The organism is Listeria farberi, from assembly GCF_014229245.1.
GTDB classification, from domain to species: domain Bacteria; phylum Bacillota; class Bacilli; order Lactobacillales; family Listeriaceae; genus Listeria; species Listeria farberi.
Window position 1 is genome coordinate 202,826 of the sequence record NZ_JAARZJ010000004.1, and the last position, 21,910, is coordinate 224,735.

A 21,910-nucleotide genomic window follows, 5' to 3' on the forward strand; every position below is an offset into this window, starting at 1 on the left:
TCTATCATGTTTTATTCATAATTTGTTCATATTTCTTTTTTATAATGAAAAAAGAAGAGGTGAGAATGATGAGGAAAAAAAGTTATATTCTATTAATAATTGCGCTTTTGTCGCTAACTTTAAACTGGCTTCCGGAAATTGCCCATGCGCAAAAAGAAGCAACAAGCATCACTTATACAACCGCAACCACGAGCGAATTAATGGATATGTTTTTGACTTATTCCATTCAAAATCCTTATATCGAAACAACAAAAAACAGTGCGGAATTAATGTTTGTTACAGAGGAATCTGCAACCATCACTGCTAGAACAAATAATCAAACCCAAAATATTCCTGATAGGACCGAAAACCACCAATTCACATTAGAAAATCTACAACCCGGCAATAATTTAGTTACAATTACAGCAACTATGGCAAATGGAACAATTGAAAGCAAAACAATTACGATTAACCTTCCAGAAAAACCAAAGAAAGATTCTAAATCGTTTCATAATCATTCTAAAAACCAACAAGTGACGCATCGAAAAAATGGGCATTTATTATAATAAAAAGGAAGCACTTTAAATAAAATAAGTGCTTCCTTTTCTTTAATTCTTACGCCCAAATGTAAAACCAAGCGCTATTATGCTTAAGCCTGTTACAAATGGGATAAGTGGGCTCGAATCTCCAGTATGAGGTAAAGTCCCTGTTGCGTTTACGACACCGTCGACTCTTGTTGTACTAGTCACTTTTTGCACTGGTGGAACAGTAATTTTTGATAAGAGTGTTTTTTCAATCGTTAATTGTAATTTTTGGCCAGCCTGTAACGTATCAGAAGTAAGGTTGTTCCAGTCTTTAATTTCTGCTACAGTGACATCGAACTTATTAGCTACTCCTGGTAACGTATCGCCATCTTTCACTTTATAAATGACTTTGATTTTGCCATTTTGTTCAGAATCTTTAACGATTTCAAGTGGTCCAAAATCTGTTTGGACTGTTTTTTCAATTGGCTGCTTTTCAGCTGGTATAAATGGTGGTTCTTCTTTGACCGGGGGCGCTGGTGGCGTTCCTGTTCCTTGTCCACCACTTCCGTAATCATTAACAGTTGCGTTTCTTGACACAGCGTCTAGGTTATCACCAAATAGTGTCGCTTTATTCGTATAGCTTTTTTGTTTCGTTGTTATTTTCGTATCATAAGTAATGACGACGGATTGATTATTTAATGTTCCAATAGATAATTCAAAATTGCGGTCAACATCCAGAGCGATTGGTTGGATATTAGTAGTTATGACTTTTTTATTCGCATCACGGTATTTGATTGTTGCGCTTCCAAGCAGATTTTGCCCTGAACCGAGTGTGTCCGTATAGACTGCATTGTCAATAGGTGTCAGCGAATTGTTTAAAGTAACAGTCCAATGTAAGATACTTGTGTCTTTACTATCCATTCTTCCTTGTTTAAAGACGATAGTTGGCGAACCGGTTCCACCGCCAGTATTTACTTTGCTAATAAAAGCATTTATCGTTTGGGTCGTATTTTTCACAGGAAAAGAAATTGGATTTACTTGATCCGTTTGTATATTTTTGCTGTTAAATGTTGCGTTATAATAAAGGCTACCACTTAAATCAGTATGTGTATTTACATAGTCAGTAAAAGTTAATGTAATCGTTCCTGTTGCTGGATCAATTGTTGCATTAGCAATAGTGTTCCCATGCGTATCCATGAGCGGAAAACCACCAAAATTAATTAATTTCAGCTGATTAGGGATAGTGAGTGTCATCGTCTCTCCACTTTTAACCGGTTGTGTAATAACAAAATCATATCCCACTCGTACCCTGCTGTTTTCTTTAAAGTTTGTTGTCTGTTCCCCGTTTTGATTTTGTAAAGATACTTTAGTAAAAAAACTGCTCCCGTAATCTGTTGCAGCTTCAGCTTTTGGACTTAAAAAGCCACTTACAATTAAAAATATGATTGCAAAAATCAGCCATCTTCTTTTCATTTATTTCATTCCCCCTTAAAACATCTATCTTTCTAGTTCCCACAACTTGCTTGTTAAAAACCGTACATAGATTTTTCTCTACAAAAAAACGCCAGAACAGTTCTGACGTTTTTTTGTTTACAACTCTAATAAATACTGATAACTTGTATTTAATGTTTCGAACATGTCTCTTCTGGATTTATCTTGCTCAATGCAATAGTACTCGACTCCGTTTTCTTCGCCCCAATTTATAATAGCACGAAAATCTACTTCACCTTGTCCTATTTCCACTAAATTATTATCCATATCTTTTAAATCAAAACCGCTCACAAAATCTTTCATATGAATAATTGGCGCACGGCCACTATAACGTTTAATAAATTCTGTTTCCTCATGTCCAGCTGCGCGAATCCAATAAGTATCAGGTTCTGCATAGATACAAACACCATTAACTGGATCCGTCATGTAATCCATCACTCTGCGTCCATTGATGCATGCATTAAAATCGTATTCTGGATTATGAAGTCCGATGCGAAAACCAAGTGCGTGTAACTTTTCCGCAGTGGCAATTAGCGTTTCTTTTGTTCGAGTGTAACCTGCAGTTGTTTGGTCTTCTTCTTCGATATATTTATCAAAAATGGTTTTACAACCAAAGTAATAGGCTTCTTCAATAATTCCATCCAAGTCATTCATAAAACGATTGTGCTTAATGTGCATACCAATTACTTTTAGCTCATACTTTTGAAGTAATCGTAAAACCTCTGATGGTTTATTGCCACGCATACCATCAAGTTGTACATATTGAAAGCCGATTTCTCGAATTTTCCGGAGCGTTCCTTCTAAGTCCCGCTCCATTTCTTTTCTTACAGAATAAAGTTGGACTGCAATTTTTTCTTTTATATCCATTTTCTCTCCGCCTTTCCTTATGCCTTTAAATCAAGCCAATCTATTTCTGCTTGTGTTAACTCGATTTTCGCTGCCGAAACAGAAGACTGAAGTTCAGTGGCATTTTCTGGACCGATGACTGCAGCTGTTGGGAATGATTGCGTTAGGACATAAGCGAGCGAAATTTGGATAGGTGTGCAACCTTTTTGTTTAGCTAGTTGTTTGGCGCGGCTGTATCTTTCCCAGTTCGCCTCACTATAATAAACTTCGACCATTTCCGTGTCACTTGTGTCTTCTTTCGTAAATCTTCCTGAGAAAAATCCACCAGCTTGTGATGACCAGGAAAATAGCGGCAATCCAGTTTCCTCATGCCAACGAACCATAGCTTCATTTGCTGAAACGCAATTTTCCCAGCGCGGTCGATTCACTTTTGCCAAGCTGAAATTAGGACTGTTAAAGCTTAGTGGCGTTAAGCCGTGACTGACTATATATTCATTTGCTTCGATAATACGCGGCAACTCCCAGTTAGAAAGTCCAATGGCATAAACCCGGCCTTCTTCCACTTCTTGATGCATCGCTTCCATGATAGGCCCCACTTCGACTTCCGGATTATCACGATGAAGTGCGAATAATTCAACATGATCAGTTTGTAATGTATCTAAACTAACGGAAATGTCTTCATGAATTGCTTCCGCCGTAACGCGAGGTACCTTACTTGCTTCTCGTACTGGATGACCGCCTTTCGTTTGGATAATGATGCTCTCTCGATTTCCTCGCGCTTTCATCCAGGTGCCAATCGCTTTTTCACTATAGCGATAATGACGCGCCGTATCAAAAATATTTCCGCCCAATTCAAAATACTGATCCAGCACCGGACCCGCAAAATCCATATTATCTGCACGTAAAAAGTCTCCAGCCCCCATCACTAAATTAGAGCATGCTATCTCGATTTTTCGTCCATCTTTTCTGCCTTCTACGATAATTTTTTCCATTATGATTTCACCCCACTTGCGGCAATTTTGTCGACTACAAGAGTGGTATTTGCTTCTTTTACTAGAGTTGCCGGAATTGCTACAGTGGGGGCTTTTTCCACTACTTGTTTCACGATGTCTACCTTTTTCTCTCCGGTTGCCACTAAATAAATTTCTTTCGCAGCTAAGATTTGTTGCATACCAAGAGAAATCCCGTGGGTTAATGGCAAAGCTGTATCGAAATATTTGCTCATTACGCGTTTTGTTACATCGTCTAGTTCTACCACATGGCAGTTCACATCTACAGGTACAAATGGTTCATTAAAGCCGATATGTCCGTTTAGACCGATTCCTAACAAAATAAAATCTATCCCACCACGCGTTTCAATAAACTGGTCCACACGAGCACATTCGGCTGTTAAATCAGTCGCTTTTCCATCAAAAAAGCAAATTTGCTCATTAGAAACATTCTCGAGACGGTCAAAAAATGCATCATATAATGTTTGGATACAACTACCTTTTGTTTCTCGTCCAAGACCAACCCATTCATCCAAGCCAACAAATTGTGTCTCACTAAAATCTACTTCGTCCGCTTGATTAGCTTTAATAAGTGCTTCTATGGTTAATAGAGGCGTATCCCCGCCAGCGATACAAATTAAGCTGGCTGGTTTTTCTTTTACCAATTCAATGATTTTTTGGCTCACTGTTTTCGCCACAAGTTGCTCATTTTCGTTAATAAGTAGTTTCATTTTTAAATCAACCTTTCTTTATTAGAAATCCAAGTCTAGCGCATCATGAGCAGCTTGGCGTTCTGATACGACAGTTTCTTCTTTAATCAAACTCTTTTCATACATCTTGAAGAATGGATAGTACATACAAACGGCTGCTGCGAGAACGAAGATGATTAATATAATTGCACGCCAGTCCATTGTCGCTAAATACTGTGCGAGCGGGATTGGTGTACCACCAACATTCGCAATCGGTGGACGAACCCAACCGAAATGGAATACAAACCATTGTCCTACCGCTAAAATTGGCGTTCCAAGTACGAACGGAATAAATAAATAAGGATTAAAACAGATTGGAAGTCCAAATACAACTGGCTCGGAAATAGTGAAAATTGCTGGAACGACAGAAACTTTTCCGACTGCTTTTAGTTCTCTTGATTTACTAAATAGTGCGAGGATTACTAATGCACCAGTAATACCAGAACCAGAGAATCCCATGAAATAATCCCAGAAATTTGGCGCAAATACGTGAGGAATTGGTTCTCCCGCCGCATAAGCAGCAGCGTTCGCTCCTAAATATTGTGTCATAAATGGAAGCACAAAACCAATCAAAATCGCATAACCATTTAGACCAATAAACCAAAATAGCATTTCAAGAAAACAAATTAGGAATACAGCGTAAGGTGTGTCGATACTATTAATCGCAGGAGCTAGCATCGTCGTGAAGGCTTCTGGAATGATTTGCCCACTCGTTACACTTTGCATTAAAATACTAAGCCCAACAGCACTGAACAACAACACTACTAACGGAATAATCGCTTCAAAAGTAGTTGCAATCCCAGCTGGTAAACCTTTAATTCGAATCGTAATATTTTTTCTAATAAATAAACCAATAAGTTCTACAGAAATCAGTGCTGCAAATATCGCAATAAAGAGTCCTCTTGAATCTAGAAATTCTGTATTAAGAACCCCATCAACCATTTTCGTATTAAGGATGAGTGTTACCATCACAGCAGCCATCACACTATGTAACACAGGGACTTTCATTTGTTTCGCGTGGCTGTAGGAAATTGTTATAGCAGCATAGATCGATAATAAACCAAACGTAAATTGAAATGGTAAGTTAAGCGCTGCTGCATTTTGAACAAAAAATTCTTTTACAACAGAACCCGCTGGAAACATATTCCCGATTGCTGAGATGATCAGCGAAAATGATCCAATAATTAAAACCGAGATCAATGCAATCATCCCATTTTTTATTGAGGAAATATGACGTTGTTTTTCAATTCTAGCTGCGACTGGTTCAAAATATTTCTCCATAAAAGCAATAAAACGATTCATAAAAGATTGTTTGTTTTTACTCGACATGTTGTTTCCCTCCACTTTTTTATTTGTTCATTTTAAGGATAATCGCGTCTTTTAAAATGTTTGCGCCGTTAACTGTGCCGTAATCTTTCGTATCGATGACTTGGATTGGTTTATTGTATTCTGCAGCAATTTCACTTAAATGTTTTAGCTGGTGTTTAATTTGAGGACCGACTAAAATAACGTCAAAATCTTCAATATGTTCACGTAATTCCCCTGCTGGATGTGCCTCGATTTTCACATCTGTGTTCTTTAGTTTTTCACTATTTTGCGCAATTTCTTTCATTTTTGTGACCATTACTCCGGTAGATGCACCTAGATTACATACTAAAAGTACATGTAGTTGATTCATTTCCATTTATTTTTCCTCCTCTTTTCTTAATGATTTCATTTCTTGATGCATTTCGATCATTTCACGAATTAAAGTGGAAGCTAAGATAGTGTTCATCAAAGTATCTTGCGCATGTACGAGTAAAACGGAAAAACTAGCTTGTTCTCCTCTTGTTTCTTGAATAAGCATTTCTGTTTGTACTTTATGCGCTTCAATCATTAGGTCATCTGCTTCTTTTAAAAGTTGTTCTACTAGTTCTGCATCTGATGCTTTTGCGGCCTGCAAAGCTTCAATTAATTTAGAAAACGAATCCCCCGCTAGTGATATTAATGAAAACGATATTTTTTCTATGTCCATTATGAAACCCTCTCTCATTCAAAGATAGCTGACTTAACGTAATGATAAATATCACGTTTTGAGCTAGCCATTTTAATTTTTTGCATTTTTTCTTCATTCAGCGCTAACTTCATTAATTGTTCCACGATTAAGTGCGCTTCTTTTGTTTTTAAAGCTAGTGTAAATATGACGTGAACAGGCTTTTCGTATCTATCAAAAAACATAATCCCGTCCTCAATTATCGTCACCCCTATACCGTCCATCAAAACGCCATCACTTGCCCCTGCGTGCGCAATCGCCACACCCGGCGCAACTACCATATATGGCCCATAAACTTTTAAATTATGAATGATTTTTTCATGATAACTAGGCTCAATTACCCCGAGTTGCTCCATACATTTCGTTCCGAGTTTAATTGCTTTTCGCCAAGTCGGACAATTTTCTTCCATAATGATAGCCTCTTCTGTAAATTGAAATGGTGGGATAATTTTCCTTGGCGCCTCTCTCTCGTCTGATATAAGCGCTTCCAATAAATCGAATTCTAATTTACTTAAATTATTAATTTGTGTATTTTCAGCAATAATCGCTAAAATTTTACTAAATTTGTTAATAATTTGCTTATCACTTTTGACTAGTTTCATACGCAAATGTTTTTGCAGTAATTCCATATCTTCTTTTTGCAAGTAACTATTAATTCTGAGTATTTTAGCATCTTGCATATCTGGTAAATCCACCGTACTAATCACAAAGTCAAAATCCTTCATCATATCACGCTTAAATCTTCTAAGACCGATTGTCTGAACCGATTCAAATTCAAACATTCGTTTTAGCTGAATCGCAATCATATTTGACACCGCGACACCTTCTGGACAAATAATCAATAAGTTTGGCTTCATTTCAATGGTTTGTCTATTTCTCTGTACCTCAGATGCAAAGTAAATCGCTAAAAATGATATTTCTTGTGAACTGACAGAAATTGGCAATACCGACTTCAATGCTTCCAAACTCTCCTTCACCCGCATAAAAATTTCACGATTATCACGCATAAATTCATTAAAAATCGGATTCTCGATAATGACACCAGCTCGAACACGCCGAATCATTAACTTGATATGCGCCTTCATTTGCGTAAAAAAATCCGTATCACCATGCACAAAATCTACTTGATAGATTTCACCCATTTTTTCGCAAATGCCTCTTACAAAAGCTTCAATAATAGCTTCATCTTCACTCCCATATTGGTACTGCTTGAGCGAGCCAATAATCGTTTCTAGCGCTTTATCTAGCTCATCTGTCACCGCAAAATCCGCTGTAAACTTGAAATCAGGTTTCGTTTCATGTTGTTTTAGTAAAATAGCAAGTAATGTAAGATAAAGTTGCTCATCCATCGCACGAGTCATATTCTCCTCAACCGAATGCGCCTCGCGATTTACTTCCTGCAAAATTTCCAATTCGAAAAGGTTATAAAAAAATAACTCTCCTTTTTTAGATAAGCTATTTTCCGAATCTAAAAACTGATAAAATTCGCGGATGTTAATAAAACGCAAGAAGCTCCGAGCAAAAAGGGACGTTTTCGTAATTAAATTTCCAGTCACTAGAAAGCCATGGCGCGGTTGGTGGGACAAATCCAAATTATTTAAAAAAAGTTCCCCTTCAATTGCGCGTAGATGATTTAACACAGAAGATCTTGAAATAAAAAGAACTTCTTCAAAATATGTAACCGGAAGCACTTCTTCACTCAATAGCAGCTTTAAAAGTAAAAATTGCTGTACTTCTTCTTGGCTGTAACGATAATTTTTCGGCGTGATTTGTTGTTTGAACTTACTCACCACTGGATTTATAATGTTCTTTTCTGGAAGTAGCACCCCTTTCCTCGTATGTCTGATAAGAGCTGGTAACGTTTGCTCATGGAGGAAAACATCGATTTTTTCCAAACTATAACGAACACTACGCTCCGAACAACCAAGCGCGTTAGAAATATAACCAATATTTTTAAAATCTTCCTGCTCCATAAGAAAATCTAAAATTTGAATACACTGCTGATTTAGTTTCATCAGGTATCACTCCTCTTTCTAAATTCAATTTATCATTTTCATGATAGGGCTTACAATAAGCTATATAGCTATTTTTGTCAGACCTGTCAGGACAAAAAAACTATCCATTTTACTATAACTGTAAAAAAACCTCGCTGGAATAGGTCAGATCTACCGAAAGCACCAAAAAAGCCTTCTACATTCCCTGTAAAAGGCCTATTATTTGAATTATTTATCTTTTTTCATATAAAAAGTTAAAATAATTGCGATGAAAACCATTAAAAATCCGACAATTGGCGTATAACTTAAACCAATATACTCAGTAACTAAACCACCGATAAATGCTCCTAGTGCAATTCCGATATTAAATGCAGAAATATTAAGCGCAGAAGCCATACTCACCGTTTCTGGCAAATACCGTTCTGCTAATTGCACCACATAAAGTTGCAAACCAGATACATTCATAAACGCGAAAAATCCCATTAGCATAATAGTAATTAAACCTAAAATAGCATTTCCTGAAGTGAATTGAAGTAATAACAACGTCACACCTTGTAGGCTAAACATAATGAAAAGTGCTTTGGTAGGACGCTCATTCGCAAAATGCCCACCAATCGTATTCCCAATCGCAACCATCACACCATAAACAATCAGTAAAATAACTATCATACTTGTCGAATATCCCATATTGCTAAACATTGGGGATAAATACGTATAAACAACAAAAGTACCACCATACCCAAACGCCGTCATGAGTAACACCATCACGATTTTTTTATTAACTAATAATTGCCCAATCGATTTAAATGAAATATTACTCGCATTAGATAAATTTTTTGGAACTAAAAAGAAGTTAGCAATAATCGCAATCACGCCTATCGCAACAATAAACAGAAACGACATCCGCCAGCCAAATAGTTGTCCGATAAACGTCCCAAGTGGCACCCCAGTAACTGTCGCCACGGTCAGCCCCGTAAACATTACCGCAATCGCGCTCGCACGTTTACTCGGATGAACTACATCTGCCGCGATAACCGAAGCAATCGACATAAACACCCCATGTGCAAATGCCGCCACTACGCGACCAGTAAGGAGCATTCCAAAACTTACAGCAAAAGCCGAGACAAGATTCCCAATCAGAAATACTAACATTACTATTAATAGTAGGTTTTTTCGGTTCATCTTTGCCGTTATTGTGGTTAAAACTGGCGCCCCAACCATTATACCAAGGGCATAAATCGATACTGTCAAACCAGCTGTACTAATTGATACACCCATACTAGAAGAAATCAGTGGAAGAAGCCCTACACTAATAAATTCCGTTGAACCAATCCCAAATGCACTAATCGCTAGCGCCAAAAGCGTCAAATTAGGATTTACTTTTTTCATATCCACATTATTTCCCCCTAAAAATTGCAAATTGTTTCGTTCTGTTATACAGTATCTTATATGCTGTATAAAATAACAAGAAGGTACTTAAAAGTCATATAGATACTAAAAAGTGCCTATAGGAGGATAATTATGCCCAAAGTATATAATATTGGTGTCGAAGCTACACTTGAAGTTATAGGCGGTAAGTGGAAGCCAGTCATCCTTTGCCATTTACGCGAAGGCAAAAAACGAACTGGCAAATTAAAACGACTCATCCCCAACATCACACAAAAAATGCTCACACAACAATTGCGCGAGCTGGAAAAATCTGGAGTTATTATTCGTAAAGTCTACGAGCAAATCCCACCAAAAGTGGAGTATTCATTAAGCGAGTACGGTGAGTCTTTATCGGAAATCTTGAATAAACTTTGCTTATGGGGCGAAAACCATGTCGATCTTTTGCTTACTAAGAATGAAGATATTGTTCTTCTTAACCGCGATTAAGGAAAAACAGCCATCTTTTTAGATGGCTGTTTTTTAATCGATCATTTTTCGAAAATTTAACCGTTTATTTAATAGATACATTAATGGAATCCCAACACCCATTACGATGAATTCACTTGCAGCCGTTGTTGCCCAAGTAATTAGGAACGGTAAGTCAAAAACGATCACTAGCTCCCAAGCGATAATTGCCATCGTTAGCGAGAAAAGAATCGTATTAATAATCATCCGTGGAATAATTCCTTTAACGTATTTAGAAATGCCAATCATTAGTAAAAGAGAAATAGCTGATTGTGCGACGCCAAAAACTAAATCAATCCAACCTAATCCGGAAAAGAACAAATTCGTAATAAAAACCCCTACGATAATGCCCCAGAAGTATTTTTTATTAAAGACGATTAGGTGGTTAAAGATTTCTGGTATTCTAAATTGTAATGCCATAAACCCAATTGGTGCAACAATCATTCCGAGCACTACATACAGTGCGGCAATAATTGCATTCACCGTCAAAATTTTCATTTTCATTATTTTTCCTCCTAGTTTTTTTACGTGGGATGGTATGAATGAACCACGTGTGGCAATTTTGCCAACATGCTATTTTCTCATATTTGGAAGTTAATGTAAATGAGTTATTGCACATAAAAAAACGGCTACTTAGATTATAGCCGTTATTTATCTGCTATGTGTCCCATTCAACCTTTTACCTACAAAATAAAGAACTACCGATAAAATTACTAATGAAATAAATCCTATATTTTTAGGGAGAATTTCCTTAATGACAATGAAGTAAGCCCACCCTAAAACGATGATTGCTACTACAATATATTCGATAATTTTGTTTATCTTCATGACGAGCGCCACACTCCCGTATCCCTAACATTAGTATTTATAAAAAAATAGACTGGAGATAAAGGTAAAAACTTCTTTATCTCCAGTCTATCTATATAGTAACTATTTGTCTAATAATCTTATTTAGATTTTTGTGAGTAGTTGCCTTTGTTGCCGCCGCTGCGTTGTTCTCCGCCGCCACGACGATCACGATTGCTGCCACCGCCAGAACCGCTTCCGCCGCCGCTACGACGACCTTTGCCGCTGTTGTTACGATCGCGGTAGCTTCCGCCTTTGCCGCTTCCGCCGCGATAGCCGCCACCTTTGCCGCCTTTACCATTTTTACCTTTGTAGCCACCGCCACCACGGGATGGTAATGGACGTTCTTCAGTAATATGGACAGGAGTTTTATCTGGTTCTTTCGCTAACATTTTAAGCATTGCTGCTGCGATGTCAGTTGCATCGTATTTTTCAAGAAGTTCGTTAGCAAACGTTTTGTAGTCAGCTAAGTTTTCTTCTGTGATTGCTTCTTGAATTTTTTCAGTTGCTACGCGTAATTGGCCTGCAAATGCTTCGTCCCATGTAGGAGCTTGAAGGGGTTGCATACGTTTTTTCGTAGTTTCTTCCACAATACGTAGATAACCCATTTCACGAGGTTGTACGAATGTAATCGCCATACCTTCTTTACCAGCACGACCAGTACGACCGATACGGTGAACATAGCTTTCTGGGTCTTGTGGAATGTCATAGTTATATACATGTGTTACGCCGGAAATATCAAGTCCACGAGCTGCTACATCTGTTGCAACTAGAACATCAATTTTTCCTTCTTTAAATTTGCGTAGTACGCTCATACGTTTTGCTTGCGTTAAGTCACCGTGGATACCTTCAGCCACGTAACCACGCATATCAAGCGCGCGCGATAATTCGTCTACACGACGTTTCGTACGACCGAAAACAATAGCTAGTTCCGGTGCTTGAACGTCTAATAAACGAGATAATACGTCAAATTTTTCTTTTTCATGCACTTTTACAAAGAATTGTTCGATTAATAGTGCAGTCATTTCTTTCGCTTTAATGCGAATAAGTTCTGGGCTATGCATGAAACGTTCACCGATACGGCGAATTGGATCAGGCATTGTTGCAGAAAATAGTAAAGTTTGACGTTCTGCTGGTACTTCTTTTAGAATAGTTTCGATATCATCAATGAAGCCCATGTTTAGCATTTCGTCTGCTTCATCTAGTACAAGTGTTTCCACGTGATCTAGTTTCAGTGTGCGACGGTTAATATGATCCAAAATACGTCCTGGCGTACCAACTACGATTTGTGGGTTTTTCTTAAGTGAACGGATTTGACGGCTGATATCACTACCACCGTAAACCGCTAGCACACGTACATGTTTGTCATAGCTAAGTTTATAAAGCTCTTCAGAAACTTGGATTGCAAGTTCACGTGTTGGAGCAATAATTAAAGCTTGTACGTTGTTACTCTTTTGGTCAATTTTGTGAATCATTGGAAGACCAAAAGCGGCTGTTTTACCAGTACCTGTTTGTGCTTGCCCGATTAAGTCTTTACCTGCTAGTCCTAGTGGAATTGTCTTTTCTTGGATTGGTGTTGCTTCTTCAAACCCCATCCGATTTACTGATTTTACAATTTTTTCGTCCAGTCCGAACTCCGAAAATTTTGTCAATGTCATTTCTCCTTTACCTGTTTAAAGTTTGGTAGGAGAGCTACTTTTATAATTCATCACAATACGCTTATTACGATTGTTTGTCTGTTCATTTGCAGTTGTTTTATGAAAACTGCTATCTTTCATTTTCATTTTTCTGCAATAGAAAAGCCTGGGCGCACCAAGCAAAATGATTCATGGCATCAGAAAATTTCTCTGCCATTATAGCAGTTCTAACGCATCAAATAAAAAAGCCCTCATTAATCACTAGGCTAAATATAAACCTAATAAACTTCCATCTAACATCATAACACACTAACTATTTCTTTTCAATGTCAAAACCTTATCTTTCCACGCTATTATCGAATAAAAAAAGTTATTTCTTTTTAAATGTACGCTTATCAGCTGTTTTTAGTTATTTATAATTTTAAAATAGCTGAAAATCATCCGAAAACGATTTCCAGCTATTTATTAATTCCATAAGGCTAATACACGTTCTTTTAAGTTATTCATTGTTTTTTCTGCGCTTTCTTCTGTTTCAGCAAGTGTTTGGAAATAGATTTTACATTTCGGTTCTGTTCCAGAAGGTCGGACAGCGAACCACGATTTGTCTTTTAAATAAAATTTTAATACATTTTCTTGGGGTAACTTGATATTTGTTATTTCTTTTGTGAGAAGATTTGTTCGCTTGCTAGTCAGAAAATCTTCTACAGCCACTATTTCTGGTAAAAAATGGGGGTCTTTTCGTAAAGTGTTTATCATTTGGTTCATTTTTGCTCTACCATTACTATCTTCAAGTATGATAGTGTGCAAATATTCTTTGTAATAGCCATATTTTTCATATAAAGAATTTAGTTTTTCAAGAAGCGTCGTTCCTTCTTTTTTACAGAAAAGGGCCATTTCTGCAGTAAGTAATGCTGCTTGTACTGCATCTTTATCACGGACAAAAGGAGCAATTAAATAACCATAACTCTCCTCATAGCCAAAAATAAAATTAGCTTGTGTCTCTTCCATTTCGGCTATTTTTTCACCAATAAATTTGAAACCGGTCAGTGTTTGGACGTGACGAATGCCAAATTGACTTGCTATTTTGCCACCTAAATCTCCAGTGACAATCGTATTAATCATCGTATCCTCTTTCGTTACACGCTCTTTCGCAGACAAAATATAATCTAATAGCAAAGCACCCAGCTGGTTTCCTGTTAAAATTTGATACTCATTTTGATTGGTTAAAACTGCTACCCCGAGTCTGTCAGCATCCGGATCAGTTGCTAAAATTATATCCGCTTGCATTTTTTTTGCTTGCAGTTTGGCTAATTCAAAACTATTTTCTTCTTCTGGATTAGGCGAAACAACCGTTGGAAAATTTCCGTCTGGCTCACTTTGTTCTTGAACAAGTAGAGTATTTGAAAAGCCATTTTCTACTAAACCTCTCATCACAAGTTCTTTTCCAGCCCCGTGAAGTGGTGTATAGCAAATCTCTAGTTCATTTCCATAATCAGCAAGCAATTCTGGACGAGAAATCACTTTAGTTAAAGCTTGTAAATAAGCATCATCCATTTCTTTTCCAATGGTAGTCACGAGTAAATTCGGTAATTCTCGTACTGGTATACGAAAAATATCCGTTATTTTATTTAAATAGCTGGTAATTTCCTGTGCCGCACCTAGTGTGATTTGACATCCATTCTTATCATAAACTTTAAATCCATTATAAATAGAAGGATTATGGCTTGCAGTAATCACTACTCCGGCAAAGGATTTTGTTTCTCGAACGCAAAAAGAAAGTGCTGGCGTTGGACGAATTGTATCTGATAAATAAACTCGAATACCCAGCGCTGACAATACTTTCGCCGTTTCAGCCGCAAAAACATCTGAATTATTTCTAGAATCGTAAAAGATTGCGACGCCCTTCTCTTTACCTCCATTTGCTGCTACATACTCGCCTAATCCACTTGCCATTCGCCTGATTGTAAAAAGATTGATGCGATTCGAGCCCAGGCCCATTTTACCACGCATTCCGCCTGTTCCAAATGTTAAGTACCCTTCAAAGCGCTCCTGTTCATGTTCCACTCGTTTCAATTCATTTCGCCATTCATCAGATAAATCGGCATTTTTCCACGCATTCAAATAGTTTTGCCAAGTCATTTAGCTTCCACTTCTAACTGATGTAAAATTTCACTGATTTTCATATCGCAACCTGCCATAGAAGTATCAGCTACTCCGTAATACATGTGTAACGTGTCACCTTCTTGAACCGCTCCACAAGCAAAAACAACATCGCCAAAGAAACCATTTTTTTCATAATCAGCCACTGGTTCTAAAATCGGAGTTTTCGTTCTTTTCAGCACAATGGTTGGGTCATTTAAGTCAAGCAATGCCGCGCCCATTACGTAACGATTCTCTTCAGTTGCACCATGATATAAAATCAACCAACCCTCTTCTGTTTTGATTGGGACACAACCACCACCAACGCGACCACTATCATATTCACCAGGACGAATACCAAGTAAATGACGATGATCACCAAAACTACGTAAATCTGGTGAAGAAGCAATCCAAATATCTAAGTTACCGATACTTTTCAAACTTGGACGATGTAGTGCATAATATTTTCCATTAATTTTTTCTGGGAAAATAAGTACATCTTTATTTTCAGGAGCAAAAATATTTCCTTGATACTCCAAATTTTCAAAGTCTTTTGTTGTAACTAATGCATCTGCTACACCAAACTCAGATACAGCACTAAAATTCACATGATAAGTATCCCCGATTTGTGTCACACGAGCATCTTCAATCCCAAATGTCTGATATTCATTAAAAGGGTATAAAAAAGGTTTTTCATCTAAAGTAAAATGATGACCATCTTTACTACGAGCGATTCGAATATAAGAAAGCGAAGTTAAATAAGAAAATCCTTCTAGTTTTGCTTTATTTCGAATCATTCGCGGATCTTCAAAATCATAATTTTCATCATCTAAACGGAAAGAGTGTAATTCTAATTCTTTGTTATTCGCATTATAAACTGGAGCTAGAATTACTTCTGGGTCTTCACTAACTGGTTTTTCCGCTACACGAAGAAGCAAAAGTACTTCGCCATTATACTCGGCAACACCTCCGTTAAACGCGCCAATTACTTCAAAACCTTCATGAATTGGTTTTACGTCTAATGGGGTAATTAATGGGTTTTCTTTATAACGATAAATGTTCATTTTTATACAAAACTCCTACTATTAGTTATTTTTAAATGGATCAGGGATTGTTAATTTTTGTGCATCAGAGTCACCAATCCCAGCATAAAGTTCAGCAATACCATCTGCTTTTCTGATTAAACCACCGCTAAATACAACGTCTGCTAAATCCGGTCTTTTGGGCTCACTGGGAGCAAAATCAGCACGTTCCGCAATAATTTTTTCCTGCTCGATTTGTGTAAAATCTTCATTCAGGCAAAAAGAACATGCATAATAATGACGATCACCTGCTTCGTCAAAACAAGCGATATGACCAAGAATCCCAATGCGACCACCTTCTAGCAAATGAATTTCATTACCACCACCCCATTCATCACCTGAAAAATTTCGTTTTAACAGGGGTGCTTTTTCAATTTTCTCTATTGTTAAATCCACTAGTGAATTAATGACAGTTGCGCCAATTTTCCCGCGACCGCCTTTTTCGCCTTGTGGTCTAGTTAACACTAAAATTCGACCGTCCGTTAGCTCTTTCACTCGTAAATCTTTCATTCCAATTGGACCTGTAAAAATTTGCTCAAAATTGGTAAGGGAAGTTGCACGATATAAATTAGTGCGCCAATCTAGCATAGTCGGGTCCGTTTCTTTCGCAAAAACTTCCACACCGCCAATAATAAGTTCACCTTGTACAAAGGTTACAAATGGATCTTGAAGAGTTAGGACAGTCGTATTTTCAACTAATTGATACACATCTTTTGCCGTATTCTCAAAAAAACGTATTTCCGCAAATTCACTATCCCGCGATTCCACACGTCCTGCAATATATTCTTTCCCGAGCCAAGTAAAAGGCGCAGTAATGTTATATACATCCTTGTCAAAAGCACCAGTTAACTCAAGACGGGTGTGAGAAGCAGTCTTCGTTTCACGATAAACTCGCAATAATGTTTCTATAGGTTTCATGTTAATCCTCCACTCTGAGCGCAATTCCAGCGTACGCTCCCATCTTAATGCCAGCTTCTAACATCTCCGCTTCTCCAAAAATAAGCTCTGACTTCCCTTGAAGCGGATATGTCACCTCTGTCTCACCAAAGTGTAGTAAAAATAAGAATTCCCCACGCTGATAGCTAAGTATTTCATCCTTTAAAGTTAATGAGGCGTATTCCTTTTCTTTAAAATTTTGATTTTTTCGAAAGGCGAGTAAAGTCTGGTAATAATGCCACATCGATAATGCTTCTTTTTCTTTTAAACTAGCCATTTTAATCCATGGCTGACCGCTAGTAAACGGTTTGCCATCTGGAAACACCATCGGACTGCGCGCCTTGTCACGTGTTTTATTTATAGCGACTTCAAGTGCATTTTTTTCATCTAAACCTGCTTGTAAGGCTTGATAATAAGCAGCAGTCCCTTGAATATCACGCATTTCTTCTACAGAGGAAAAGGCTAAGTCTGGCATTCCCACTTCCTCTCCGTAGTAAATAAATGGGACACCTTTAGCAGTTAACATTAAAAAAGCTAATAATTTCGTTTTGGATAAATTCCCGTTTGAAAGTCGTGTTGTAAACCTACTCATATCATGGCTACCAAAGAAAAGTGTTGGCCATTGCCCATCTTTTAATTCTGTTTCCATCTCATTTAAAGTAGTAAATACCGATTTCACGTCAAGTTTATCGACACTTCCAAAATTAAAATTGAAAGTAACGTCCAGCATCGTTTTCGAACTATATCTCGCAATTTCCGGCAATTTATCTGAGCTAATTTCACCTACTAAAAATACCTCGCGCTCTTTACGGCAAAATGCGGCTATATCTTCTAAAGCTTCTTCCAACCCTTGTTGATTTCGATCATAAACATGCTCCATTTCCTTATCAATAACTGGATTATCAGGAAATTCAAGTACGAGCGTTAAATTATTAATGACATCTAATCTAAATCCTGCCACTCCTTCATTTAACCAAAATGCTAAAACTTGCTTGATTTCAGCACGAACAGCTGGATTTGCCCAGTTAAGATCAGCTTGTTCTTTTGCAAAGCTATGATAATAATATTCTTCCGTAAGTTTATCGAACTCCCATGCTGAGCCACCAAAAAACGACTCCCAATTATTTGGTTTTTCACGCCAAATATAATAATCTCGTTTAGGATTTTTTTTGCTACTCCGCGACTCTTTAAACCAAGCATGTTCTGTCGAAGAATGATTTAATACTAAGTCAATAATCACTTTTATGCCTCGCGCATCTGCTGCTTTCATAAATTCTCGAAAATCAGCCATATTGCCATAATCTGGATTTATATCACAGTAATCCGAAACATCATAGCCATTATCCACTTGTGGTGAGTGGTAAAATGGAGTGAGCCAAATGCCATCAATCCCTAAATCCGTCAAATAGTCTAACCTACTAGTCAGCCCTTTAAAATCCCCTAAACCATCATTATTGCTATCTTGAAATGATTTCATATAAATTTCATAAAAAACACTACCTCGCCAAAACTCCAAGTTCAGTCGCTCCTTTTATTTCAAAGTAAATTGCATTCCTTCTTGGAATTTCTTCGAGAAGAATAAGAACAGAATAATAAGTGGTAACGTCAATAGTACAGAAGCTGCATACATGGGACCTGGATAAGTTGCATATGGGCCAAACATTTGTGAAATCAGTACATTCAGTGTTACCGTTCCATCACTCTTTGTTACAAGCATATCCCAAAGTAAATTCGTCCATCTGTCTGTGAATAAGAACAAGAAGATAACTGTTGTGATTGATTTAGACATTGGAAGTACAACTCGAAAGAGAATTTTCAAATCGCTCGCGCCATCTAATTTTGCTGCTTCAATTAAAGTATCTGGAATCGCTTTAAAAAAGTTGGTATACATAAATACCGCCCATAAACTAAGCATTGTTGGAATAATCATTCCGGCATACGTATCTAGTAATCCAAAGTCTGTAATCATTAAAAACTGTGGAATTAGCAAAATAATCGCCGGGAAAAACATTTGAAATAAAATCGCATTATTAACTATTTTTTTACCTTTAAAATCAACTTTTGCTAGCGCATAGCCAACCATTAGGCCAAAAAGTAGCATCAAACCTGTCGCAATAGTGGATACAATGATGGTATTAATAAACGCATGAATCCAAGGTGCGGGCGCCGCAACAACAGAATTTCCAAACAACCAATCCCACGAACGAGTAGTGAATTCAGTCGGAATGAGTTTTTTATCCACTTGATCCCAAGCTGCAAACGAATTTAATACCAAATAAATAAACGGATAAATCATAATTAACATGAGTAATGTTGTCAGGATATAGCGAACAATTTTTCCCGCTTTACTATTATGTCCAACCATTTCTTTGACCCCATTTCTCAAGCATTTTCTTAATAACACCAATCGATGCAAATGTGACAGTAGCAGCCATTAGAGAAATCGCTGAAGCATAACCAGAATTCAGGTTAACAAATGCTTGGTTGAAAATTTCCATTTGCCACGTATTTGTTGCAAAATTCGGTCCACCACCAGTTAGTTGGTAAACTTCGGTAAAAATCCCAAAACTCACACCCACTGCTAAAACAATTACTGTAAATAGTGCTGGATATAACATCGGAACAGTAACTTTCCAAAAGGTTCTAAAACGACCAGAGCCGTCCATCGCTGCTGCTTCATAAATTTCATGGTTAATACTAGCAAGTCCAGAAATTAAAATAAGCGCATAATAACCAGACATTTTCCAAGCAATCATTAGCGAAATAATAACGAGCGCGGACATTGGTGTTCCGAGCCAATCAATATCCCAACCAAAATGCTCGCGTAAAAACACATTCAGTGCACTATTGTATGAAAGTAACCCTTGCACAATTAGCGAAGTTACAACACCTGAAGACAAATATGGTAGAAAAAACGCAACCAAATAAAGTCCTTTAAACTTTGGTAACCCGTTCACTAAAACGGCAACAATCATCGAAATAATTAGTGCCATCGGAACAAACACAATTAAAAACTTATACGTAACAAAAAAGGCCGCCTGAACTGCTGGACTAGTAAAAGCTTTGATAAAATTATCAAATCCAACAAAATTGATTTCCGGACTCATCATATTCCAATCAGTTACAGATAACCAAATTGACCAAACGAGCGGGACTAAGAAAAATACCGCTGTGAATATGAGATACGGGCTGGTAAACGACCAGCCCAATTTATTATTTCGCCGCTTCATTTTTGAAGCACCCCGTCCTCAGCTTTCTTCATGTCAGACCAAGCTTTAGCAGGTTTTTTCTCCCCGCGTACAATCGGATTCCATGCTTCTTCTCCAAGAACTTGTTGAATATCATTGTATTTCGCATCATCCATCGCCGGAATACTATAAGGTACATTAGCTGCATAAACTTCTAATTCTGGATTTTCTTTGAAGAATGCGGTGAAAGCTTCATTTTCAGTTGCATCATCACGCGCCGGAATTAAATTAGTAGTTTCAAGGAATTTCAAATCATTTTTATCGTCGCTATAAACAAATTTCAAGAAATCCATTGCTGCTTCTTTTTCTTTGTCTGTTGCTTGAGCATACATTACAACACCTTTTGAATCAGCATACGTAGCAATATTTTTTTCGCTCGCCATGTTATCTGGTACAAGTGGTGCAGTTATTGCATAATTTTCATTATATTTAAGTTCTGGAAATTTTTCGTCCCAGTTAGGAAAAGTCCATGGGCCATTGTCTGCCATGATACTTGTTCCTGTTTCAAACGGATCTGTTGCTTTACTTGCAAGAAGTAATTTATTTTTTTGCAATTCGGACATAAAGGTTAATAGTTCAGTTCCAGCTTTATCATCTGCTACTAATTTGCCATCTTCTACAAATGCATTTCCTTTTGAAGCTGCATCATACAGTGGGAAGAAATCAAACCAGCGCATCCAAGCTGTTGGATCAGATAAATCACCTTTAGCCCAAAGTACTTTATCTGGATATTTTGCTTTTAATTTTTTACCAACTTCAAGGGCTTCACTATAAGTTTTTGGCGGAGCATCGTAGCCAAGTTCTTTTAAGGTATCTAAACGCCAAGCAAAAAGGATTGGATTGGAGTAGACAGGTAGCACATATTGATTGCCATCAGAGAATTTCCAAGAATCCATTGTTTCACTCATTTTTCTTTCTTTTACAACATCATCAAGACCTTTTACATCGTTCAAAGGTACAATAGCTTTACTATCTGCTAATTGTGCAGCGAAACTACGATTGATATTTTCAGACATAGTTGGTGCCGTTTTAGAGGCGATAGCTGATTGAATTGTCGCTTCTGATGATGGACTTTCTTTCATTTGGGAAACTTCAACTGTTACATCTGGGTTTTCTTTTTCGTATGCTTTTGCCATTTCATCCCAATATTTTACTTGAGTTGGATTTGGAGCTGCCCAAAACGTTACTTTTGTTTTACCGTTATCGTCTCCACTTTTGTTTCCTCCACCGCCACAAGCAGTTAGTAATGAGCCAGCAACCGCAACACTAAGAGCCGCAATAGCAATTTTTCTAATCTTCATATCAATAATCCTCCTAATTCCACTTTTTGTAATTGTAAGCGCTTGATTACAATTACATTATCACATTACATTTTTGTAATGTCAATAATTACTTTTATAAATTCTTTTAATATAAGTGTTTTAAGGATCTACTGTTAAAAATCTTAAAAATTACTTTTAACATTACTTTTTAATTATAAAATTTTTGCTATTTTGTGAATTAACTTCTATAATAGAATAAACAG

General features: G+C 37.2%; 21 protein-coding genes. 2 read left to right on the forward strand and 19 right to left on the reverse strand.

Annotation, left to right across the window (positions count from 1 at the left end):
* Window positions 1-68: 68 nt before the first annotated feature.
* On the forward strand, window positions 69-545 hold the full coding sequence (locus HCB45_RS05440) for a hypothetical protein (protein ID WP_185319001.1): 477 nt from the start codon (window positions 69-71) through the stop codon (window positions 543-545).
* 42 nt (window positions 546-587) lie between these two features.
* On the opposite strand, the gene HCB45_RS05445 is transcribed toward HCB45_RS05440, so the two are convergent.
* The 9 genes from HCB45_RS05445 to HCB45_RS05485 all read right to left on the reverse strand — a co-directional run bounded on the left by HCB45_RS05445 (window position 588) and on the right by HCB45_RS05485 (window position 9,999).
* Entirely contained in the window at window positions 588-1,976 is a 1,389-nt protein-coding gene (locus HCB45_RS05445; protein ID WP_185318314.1) for a collagen binding domain-containing protein, read from the reverse strand.
* Window positions 1,977-2,093: 117 nt separating this feature from the next.
* A complete protein-coding gene (locus HCB45_RS05450; RefSeq protein ID WP_185318313.1) occupies window positions 2,094-2,861 on the reverse strand; it encodes a sugar phosphate isomerase/epimerase family protein in 768 nt (255 codons plus the stop codon).
* A 17-nt stretch (window positions 2,862-2,878) separates the two neighbouring features.
* Entirely contained in the window at window positions 2,879-3,832 is a 954-nt protein-coding gene (locus HCB45_RS05455) for an aldo/keto reductase (RefSeq protein WP_185607633.1), read from the reverse strand.
* Entirely contained in the window at window positions 3,832-4,560 is a 729-nt protein-coding gene (locus HCB45_RS05460) for a glucosamine-6-phosphate deaminase (protein WP_185318311.1), read from the reverse strand. Before HCB45_RS05460 ends, HCB45_RS05455 begins: the two co-directional genes overlap by 1 nt.
* A 21-nt stretch (window positions 4,561-4,581) precedes the next feature.
* A complete protein-coding gene (locus HCB45_RS05465; protein WP_003766107.1) occupies window positions 4,582-5,907 on the reverse strand; it encodes a PTS sugar transporter subunit IIC in 1,326 nt (441 codons plus the stop codon).
* Window positions 5,908-5,926: 19 nt separating this feature from the next.
* The gene (locus HCB45_RS05470; protein ID WP_185318310.1) at window positions 5,927-6,262 is read right to left on the reverse strand and encodes a PTS sugar transporter subunit IIB; all 336 of its coding nucleotides are present in this window, start codon (window positions 6,260-6,262) and stop codon (window positions 5,927-5,929) included.
* Window positions 6,263-6,592, reverse strand: coding sequence for a PTS lactose/cellobiose transporter subunit IIA (locus HCB45_RS05475; RefSeq protein WP_185318309.1), 330 nt, complete (start codon window positions 6,590-6,592; stop codon window positions 6,263-6,265). It abuts the gene before it with no gap.
* A gap of 14 nt (window positions 6,593-6,606) precedes the next feature.
* Window positions 6,607-8,625, reverse strand: coding sequence for a BglG family transcription antiterminator (locus HCB45_RS05480; protein WP_185619142.1), 2,019 nt, complete (start codon window positions 8,623-8,625; stop codon window positions 6,607-6,609).
* A gap of 207 nt (window positions 8,626-8,832) precedes the next feature.
* The gene (locus tag HCB45_RS05485; RefSeq protein WP_185619144.1) at window positions 8,833-9,999 is read right to left on the reverse strand and encodes an MFS transporter; all 1,167 of its coding nucleotides are present in this window, start codon (window positions 9,997-9,999) and stop codon (window positions 8,833-8,835) included.
* Window positions 10,000-10,125: 126 nt separating this feature from the next.
* Between HCB45_RS05485 and HCB45_RS05490 the strand changes: the two genes are divergently transcribed.
* On the forward strand, window positions 10,126-10,479 hold the full coding sequence (locus HCB45_RS05490; RefSeq protein ID WP_185619146.1) for a winged helix-turn-helix transcriptional regulator: 354 nt from the start codon (window positions 10,126-10,128) through the stop codon (window positions 10,477-10,479).
* Between the two features lie 33 nt (window positions 10,480-10,512).
* On the opposite strand, the gene HCB45_RS05495 is transcribed toward HCB45_RS05490, so the two are convergent.
* The 10 genes from HCB45_RS05495 to HCB45_RS05540 form a co-directional block, all read right to left on the reverse strand.
* Window positions 10,513-11,001, reverse strand: a complete 489-nt coding sequence (locus tag HCB45_RS05495; protein WP_003724800.1) for a QueT transporter family protein — start codon at window positions 10,999-11,001, stop codon at window positions 10,513-10,515.
* Between the two features lie 147 nt (window positions 11,002-11,148).
* On the reverse strand, window positions 11,149-11,325 hold the full coding sequence (locus HCB45_RS05500) for a hypothetical protein (protein ID WP_185607632.1): 177 nt from the start codon (window positions 11,323-11,325) through the stop codon (window positions 11,149-11,151).
* A gap of 119 nt (window positions 11,326-11,444) precedes the next feature.
* Complete coding sequence (gene cshA, locus HCB45_RS05505) at window positions 11,445-12,995, reverse strand: degradosome RNA helicase CshA (RefSeq protein ID WP_077955340.1); 1,551 nt, start codon at window positions 12,993-12,995, stop codon at window positions 11,445-11,447.
* A gap of 450 nt (window positions 12,996-13,445) precedes the next feature.
* Complete coding sequence (locus tag HCB45_RS05510; RefSeq protein ID WP_185619148.1) at window positions 13,446-15,119, reverse strand: phospho-sugar mutase; 1,674 nt, start codon at window positions 15,117-15,119, stop codon at window positions 13,446-13,448.
* A complete protein-coding gene (locus HCB45_RS05515; RefSeq protein WP_185619150.1) occupies window positions 15,116-16,183 on the reverse strand; it encodes a BtaManbiosPhlase in 1,068 nt (355 codons plus the stop codon). Before HCB45_RS05515 ends, HCB45_RS05510 begins: the two co-directional genes overlap by 4 nt.
* Before the next feature lie 21 nt (window positions 16,184-16,204).
* Window positions 16,205-17,119, reverse strand: a complete 915-nt coding sequence (locus tag HCB45_RS05520) for an MTP-1 family protein (protein ID WP_185619152.1) — start codon at window positions 17,117-17,119, stop codon at window positions 16,205-16,207.
* Between the two features lies 1 nt (window position 17,120).
* Window positions 17,121-18,653, reverse strand: a complete 1,533-nt coding sequence (locus HCB45_RS05525) for an alpha-glucosidase (protein ID WP_185619155.1) — start codon at window positions 18,651-18,653, stop codon at window positions 17,121-17,123.
* A 15-nt stretch (window positions 18,654-18,668) separates the two neighbouring features.
* Window positions 18,669-19,502: a carbohydrate ABC transporter permease gene (locus HCB45_RS05530; RefSeq protein WP_003721426.1), complete on the reverse strand. Its 834-nt coding sequence runs from the start codon at window positions 19,500-19,502 to the stop codon at window positions 18,669-18,671.
* The gene (locus HCB45_RS05535) at window positions 19,489-20,367 is read right to left on the reverse strand and encodes a carbohydrate ABC transporter permease (RefSeq protein ID WP_185318299.1); all 879 of its coding nucleotides are present in this window, start codon (window positions 20,365-20,367) and stop codon (window positions 19,489-19,491) included. The genes HCB45_RS05530 and HCB45_RS05535 overlap by 14 nt, the downstream gene beginning before the upstream one ends.
* Window positions 20,364-21,686, reverse strand: a complete 1,323-nt coding sequence (locus tag HCB45_RS05540; protein WP_185318298.1) for an ABC transporter substrate-binding protein — start codon at window positions 21,684-21,686, stop codon at window positions 20,364-20,366. The genes HCB45_RS05535 and HCB45_RS05540 overlap by 4 nt, the downstream gene beginning before the upstream one ends.
* Window positions 21,687-21,910 lie beyond the last annotated feature (224 nt).